Genomic DNA, 6,278 nt, shown 5'->3' on the forward strand with positions numbered 1-6,278 from the left:
CTGTCAGCTTCGCTGACTGGGGGAGGTCAAACGTAACACCCCCAGAGGTCGAACGGACGACAGGCGCCCTTGTTACGCCAGCGTGTCCTTGATCGCACCGACGAAGTAGTCCAGATCGTCCGGCTTGCGCGAGGTGATCAGACGCCAGCCGTTGGCGTCGTCCACATGCAGCTGTTCGTCCACGTAATGGCCGCCGGCGTTCTCGATGTCGGCGCGGATGTACCGACAGGGGGCGGCGGTCTTGCCGGCGATCAGACCGGCGTTGACGAGCAGCCAGGCGCCGTGGCAGATCGCGGCGATCGGCTTGCCGGCGTGGGCGAATTCCTGGGCCAGATCGATGGCGTCCTCGTTCACGCGGATGCGGTCCACATTGCAGGTGCCTCCGGGCACGACGAGCAGATCGTAGTCGGCGGCCTGTACATCGGACAGTCGGGCGTCCGGGACCAGGGTCTCGCCTTCGTAGCGATCGTGCTGCACGGTCTCGCACGGGTCGAGCGTGGTGGCGGCCAGCGTCACCGAGGCGCCGGCTTCCTTGAGATCACGAAGGGGACGGGTCAGTTCGGTCTCCTCAATGCCCCAATTGTTGACGATGATCAGTACCTTTGACTGTTCCACGGCCATGGTTCCTCCTTGGCATACGATGCGGTTGTGGTTTCCTTCCACCCTCATTATGCCCGGACTTCCCGGACGGCGGCGGGATGACCACGCAGCGGATCGACCACGGCTGACCGACCACACGGCTGACCGACCGGGTCGGCTGGAGGCTGAACATCCGGGACCCGCCGGAGCGTGCGGTACCGTTGGAGACATGACAGATCATGGACGTAACGCAATCATCATCGGTTCCGGACCGGCGGGATACACCGCGGCGATCTATCTGGGCAGGGCCGGGTACGATCCGCTGCTGATCGCCGGCGCACTGACGCCGGGCGGTCAGCTGGTCAACACCACCGAGGTGGAGAACTTCCCCGGCTTCCCGGACGGCATCCTCGGCCCCGATCTGATGGAGCGGATGAAGGCCCAGGCCGAACGATTCGGCGCGCGGATCCTGTACCGCGACGCGGTGCGCACGTCGCTGACCGGGGACGTCAAGACCGTCGTCACCGACGACGGGACGGAGTACACGGCCCGGACGGTGATCCTCGCCACCGGCACCGCGGTGCGCAAACTCGGCGTGCCCGGCGAGGAGGAGTTCTCCGGCAACGGCGTCTCCTACTGCGCCACCTGCGACGGATCGTTCTTCCGCAACCAGCCGATCGTCGTGGTCGGCGGCGGTGACTCGGCCATGGAGGAGGCGGATTTCCTCTCCCGGTTCGGATCCTCGGTGACGCTGATCCACCGCCGCAGCGAATTCCGCGCCTCGAAGATCATGGTCGATCGGGTGCGCAGCAACCCGAAGATCTCGCTGATGACGGATACCGTGGTCACCCGGGTGATCGGCGAGCAGGAGTACCGCAAGACCTCGGCGGGAGCGGCCGATACGGTTATGGCCGATGCGGTTACAGCGACGGTGGCAGCGGTGCCGACGGGTACGACGTCGGGCGAAACCGGGCCCGCGGATGTCGGCGCACAGGCCAGCGCACAGGCCGGACTGAGCGCGGCGTTCAGCGTCTTCGGAGGGCTGGGATCCGGCGGACTGGGTGCCGGCGGATTGAGTGCCGGTAGCGGCACGAACGGGATCAGCGCCCTCTCCTCCACGTCCGGCAACGACGGTAAGGCCGGGAGTACGGACGACGATCAGGCCGCCGGTGGATTCGCCTCGCTGCTGGGCGGCGGCACGACGACCGAACGGGAGTCGGCCGCGGCGGTGGAGGTACGCAATGTCGTCACTGATGAGACCACTGTCATCCCCGCCAACGGCATTTTCGTAGCCATCGGTCATGTTCCGCAAACGGGATTCCTTGATTCGGCAGTGAGCCGTGACGACGACGGCTACATTCTGGTGGACGGCGCTTCGACCCGGACCAGCGTCCTCGGCGTCTTCGCCGCGGGCGATGCCGTGGATCGGGTGTACCGTCAGGCCATTTCGGCGGCCGGCATGGGCTGCCGGGCCGCACTGGATGCCCAGGAATATCTCGCCCGATAAACGAGCGAAGCGGGTTTCACGCGTTGTGTTTCACGGCCGATGTTTCACGTGAAACAAACGCGTGAAACATCGACCGCGCCGGCGGAAGCGTCCTTCAAAAAAGGATGAGGACCCCGATGAGCCAAACGACACAGTATCTCGATATCCATCACCAGATACTCGACCACCCCCAGTCGGCTCCGCCGACAGCCCCCGCCAGCGGGGGCACGAAACTATGCTCCCGCCGGACCAAGCCGCTCCCGCCGGACAAACGATCGGTGATCGTTTGTAGCAGTGCGCCTGCACAGGCGCACGTCGCACAACACGTCGGGAGCTGGCTCGCGAAGCGAGACTGAGGGTGGTTGAACAACGCTTTCGGGTAGGCGTTTGACCTCCCCAGTCAGCGACCGTAAATCAGCTCACTACCGGCATCCGCAGGACAAAGCCGCTCGCCTGTCGGCTCGCCTGAGTCCTAAAAACGCCGCCGGAGTTTTCTTTACGGGCTCAGCCTCCGCCGGCGGGGATGGGCGGTGTCCGACCGTAGGCTAGGAGCCAGCTCGCTGGCTCCGGGGCCGAACGGTCTTGAGTGTGTCGGACACCGTTCACCCCCACCCACCGACTATGCCAGTCGGATGAGGCGACCGATAAAGTCAGACCCAGCCGTCGGCGTTCGGCTCGGCGTCCCTGGAGTTGAGCAGCTGCATGATGCGACCGAAATCCTCCTCCGAGGCGAAGCTGATTTCGATCTTGCCGCGCTTCTTGGTGCCCCGGATCATCACCTTGGTGTCGAACCGGTTCTCCAGCGTCTGCACGGTTTCCGAACCGGCCCACACGTCCTTGCGCGGCTTGGCCTTCTTCTTGTCGGGGTTCTTGGCGGTCTGCATCGCCACGATCTCCTCCGTGGAGCGCACGGACAGGCCTTCGGCGATGATACGATCTGCCAGTTTCTCCATCTCCTCGGGATCGGCGAGGCTCAGCAGCGCGCGGGCGTGGCCGGCGGACAGCACATTGGCCGCCACCTTCTTCTGCACGGATGCCGGCAGCTGCAGCAAGCGCAGGGTGTTGGCGATCTGGGGACGGGACTTGGACACCGACTGGGAGAGCTGGGCCTGCGTCAGACCGAACTCGTCGATCATCTGCTGGTAGGCGGCGGCCTCTTCCAGCGGGTTCAGGGCCACGCGGTGCAGGTTCTCCAGCAGGGCGTCGCGAAGCATATCGTCATCGGCCGTGGTCTTGACGATCGCGGGGATGACATTCAGGCCAGCTCGCTGCGTGGCACGCCAGCGCCGCTCGCCCATGATCAGCTCATAGAAGGTCTTATGGCCATCGGGATGGACCGACACCCGCTTGCGCACGACGATCGGCTGGAGGATGCCGACCTCCTTGATCGATCGGGCGAGCTCGTCCAGTTCGTCCTCGTCAAAGACGGTCCGCGGCTGATGATCGTTGGGGGCGATATCCTTGACGTCCAGTTCGGCCAGATAGCCGCCCTCGACCGGCTTCATCTCCGGTTCGTCTTCCTCGCCGCCCTTCGGAGATGCCGGCTTGGTTTCAGCGGCCGGCTTCGGCGGAGTCACGGGCCCTTCCCCGAAGAACATATCGATCGGGTTGACGGCCTCCGACAGTGACGGCATCGCCGGACGGTTGCCATGCGCGGTGGCGATTTTCGGCATGACCGCACGGCCCATGGCCTTGGCGGCCGGCTTCTTCTTGTCCGGAGCCTTCGACGCCTTGGACTTCGCGGACTCGGCTTCCGAGGGAGCGGAGGTCTGCTTGGCTACCGGCTTCGACGAAGCGGCCGGTTTCACCGAGGCGCCACTCCCCTGCTGCGCAGCGGACGACTGACCGGCGACCTTCTTGGCCGGTTCGGTCTTGGCCTCATCCGAGGTTTCACGTGAAACATTCGCATTCAGGGATTCGCCGGGAAGAGCGGGAAACAGGGCGCCGAGGCCCTTGCCGAGACGCCGATTTTGCGCTGCCATACTATTCACCACTCCTCTGTGCATTGATGGACTCGAGGGTCTTCTCCGAACGCTGTGCGATTTCCAGAGCCGCCTCAGAATATGCTACCGCACCGGCGCCGTTGGGGTCGTAGGAGACGACCGACTGGTTGAAGCTGGGAGCCTCGGCGATCTTGACCGAACGAGGGATCGTGGTCTCCAGAACGATGTCCGGGTAATGACCCTTCACCTGGTCGTAGACCTCCTGACTGAGGATCGTACGGCGGTCGAACATCGTCACCAGCATGGTGGAGATGATCAGATGAGGATTGATGGAGCTCTGCACCAGACCGATGGTCTTCAGCAGCTGGCCGAGACCTTCGAGCGCGTAGTATTCCGCCTGAATCGGAATCCACACCTCGTGGGCCGCGCACAACGCGTTCAGCACCAGCAGACCGAGGCTCGGAGCGCAGTCGATGATCACGTAGTCGTAGTGCTCCTCGGAGGTATTGAGGAACTGCTCGATGCCGTTGCGCAGCAGATCGGTACGGTTCTCCAGCGAAGCGATCTCCAGCTCGGCGCCGCTGAGATCGATGGTGGACGGCACCACGTCCACGCCGACGATACCATCGGCCGGCTTCTTCACGTCCTCGATCGTGAGGCGACCCTCCAGCACGTCGTACACCGAATCGGTGCCGGACTGATGGGCGATGTTGAACGCCGTGGAGGCATTGCCCTGCGGGTCGAGATCCACGACGAGCACACGGCTCCCCCCGTCCGCGAGGGCCGCGGAGATGTTCACCACCGAGGTGGTCTTGCCGACGCCGCCCTTCTGATTGGCCACGGCGACGATTCGCGTCTGCGACGGCTTGGGAAACTCCGCTTCGGCAAGCCGCATCTTTCGCTGGGTGATGTCAAGCACCTCCGCACCCACCGAGGACGATCCCTTGAAGATGCGATTCAGCACCTCGGTCGTGCTTTCGAACGAATGCTGGTCATCCCCTCCGGAAGATGTTTCACGTGAAACATTCGCCATGTCATGCCTTTCTATCGAGACAAAAAATGATCAATCAAGCATTGATTTCCGGTCATCATTGTCGTCGGTGACCATCGATATTGCAAGTTCAACACCGTACTGTTGATGAATGTGGATGACTGTGGAAAACCATGTGGATAACTCGGGTGAAATCTGTGCATTGTGAATGTTCCGCAAAATATCCACATCGCAAAACCGTTGGAATTGCAACGATTTCCAACCATCAACATTGTCCACATTCTATCCACAAGTTATCCACAATATAGTGGACAAAGTTGTGGATAACTGCTTCGGCCAGCGTGTTATCCCCGATATCAACAGAGGTTGCGTTTCACGTGAAACACAACCTCTACACATCGGCGCTCATCGAACCGAGTCACCATTCGTCGCCGCCTTCGACGGCGTCGTCGGTCAACGCTTATCGACCAGGACGACGTGCGTCGACTCAAGACCCGGCGCCACCGGCGCCTCGACCACGCGAGGATTGACGCCCTTGGCGCGAAGAATCATCTTCATGCCCTTCTCGATCTCCTCCTGTGCGGAGCGGCCCTTCAGCGCCACCAGACGACCACCCGAACGCAGCAGCGGCATGGTGAATCCGGCCAGCTTGCGCATCGGCGCCACGGCACGGCAGGTCACCACGTCAAAGCCCTTGCCGGGAACCTCCACTTCCTCGGCCCGGGCGCGCAGCACGGTCACGTTCTCCAGACCGCATTCCCGAACGACCTCGTTCAGCCATTCGATGCGTCGCTCCATCGGTTCGATCAGCGTCACCTGCACCTGCGGCAGGCATGCCGCCACGATAATGCCGGGGAATCCGCCGCCGCTGCCGACATCGGCCAGACGTCCCTTGGCCTCCTCGGCGGAGGAAGCTCCCAGCGCCTCCACGATGAAGGGCACCACGGCGGCCGAATTGAGAATATGACGCTCCCAGATGATATCGACATCACGAGGGCCGATCAGGCCACGCGGCTCTCCCTCCGCGGCGAGCTTGTCATAGAACTTCTCCATCGGCTCGTACGCCGAACCCAGCACCTGCTTCGGCAGCGGCGAGTTCGCCAGCTGATCCGTCATCCGTCACCTCATCTCTGCCCGGGCCGGCCACCACGACGATCCCCGAAGCAGGGACCATGTCATCAATGGGGCGGCAATCCAATCATCACTATGTGTCAGTGTAGCCGCAGCCGGCCCCACTCCCCCACCGCACGCCGGGTCACCAGACGGAATCGCCCCTGTC

At 63.1% G+C, this 6,278-nt stretch carries 5 protein-coding genes; 1 reads left to right on the top strand and 4 read right to left on the bottom strand.

Annotated elements, in window-relative coordinates; translation table 11 throughout:
- Positions 1-72: 72 nt before the first annotated feature.
- Positions 73-621 carry a type 1 glutamine amidotransferase domain-containing protein gene (locus tag CSQ87_RS03500; RefSeq protein ID WP_100512460.1) on the bottom strand — a complete coding sequence of 183 codons (549 nt, stop codon included), beginning with the start codon at positions 619-621 and terminating at the stop codon, positions 73-75.
- A gap of 187 nt (positions 622-808) precedes the next feature.
- On the opposite strand from CSQ87_RS03500, the gene CSQ87_RS11120 reads away from it, so the two are divergent.
- Positions 809-2,086 (top strand): NAD(P)/FAD-dependent oxidoreductase, encoded by a 1,278-nt coding sequence (locus CSQ87_RS11120; protein WP_243388817.1) that lies wholly within the window; start codon positions 809-811, stop codon positions 2,084-2,086.
- A 629-nt stretch (positions 2,087-2,715) separates the two neighbouring features.
- On the opposite strand, the gene CSQ87_RS03515 is transcribed toward CSQ87_RS11120, so the two are convergent.
- The 3 genes from CSQ87_RS03515 to rsmG form a co-directional block, all read right to left on the bottom strand.
- On the bottom strand, positions 2,716-4,047 hold the full coding sequence (locus tag CSQ87_RS03515) for a ParB/RepB/Spo0J family partition protein (protein ID WP_100512461.1): 1,332 nt from the start codon (positions 4,045-4,047) through the stop codon (positions 2,716-2,718).
- A 1-nt stretch (position 4,048) separates the two neighbouring features.
- A complete protein-coding gene (locus CSQ87_RS03520; RefSeq protein ID WP_100512462.1) occupies positions 4,049-5,041 on the bottom strand; it encodes a ParA family protein in 993 nt (330 codons plus the stop codon).
- Positions 5,042-5,452: 411 nt separating this feature from the next.
- Positions 5,453-6,115 (bottom strand): 16S rRNA (guanine(527)-N(7))-methyltransferase RsmG, encoded by a 663-nt coding sequence (gene rsmG / locus CSQ87_RS03525; protein WP_100512463.1) that lies wholly within the window; start codon positions 6,113-6,115, stop codon positions 5,453-5,455.
- Positions 6,116-6,278: the final 163 nt, after the last annotated feature.

Source organism: Bifidobacterium simiarum (assembly GCF_002802905.1).
GTDB lineage: Bacteria > Actinomycetota > Actinomycetes > Actinomycetales > Bifidobacteriaceae > Galliscardovia > Galliscardovia simiarum.

What these genes read in the sequence shown, in the direction of transcription:
- CSQ87_RS11120 (WP_243388817.1), top strand. Translation starts at nt 809, where the DNA reads ATGACAGATCATGGACGTAACGCAATCATCATCGGTTCCGGACCGGCG.
- CSQ87_RS03520 (WP_100512462.1), bottom strand. Translation starts at nt 5,041, where the DNA reads ATGGCGAATGTTTCACGTGAAACATCTTCCGGAGGGGATGACCAGCAT.
- rsmG (WP_100512463.1), bottom strand. Translation starts at nt 6,115, where the DNA reads ATGACGGATCAGCTGGCGAACTCGCCGCTGCCGAAGCAGGTGCTGGGT.
- CSQ87_RS03500 (WP_100512460.1), bottom strand. Translation starts at nt 621, where the DNA reads ATGGCCGTGGAACAGTCAAAGGTACTGATCATCGTCAACAATTGGGGC.
- CSQ87_RS03515 (WP_100512461.1), bottom strand. Translation starts at nt 4,047, where the DNA reads ATGGCAGCGCAAAATCGGCGTCTCGGCAAGGGCCTCGGCGCCCTGTTT.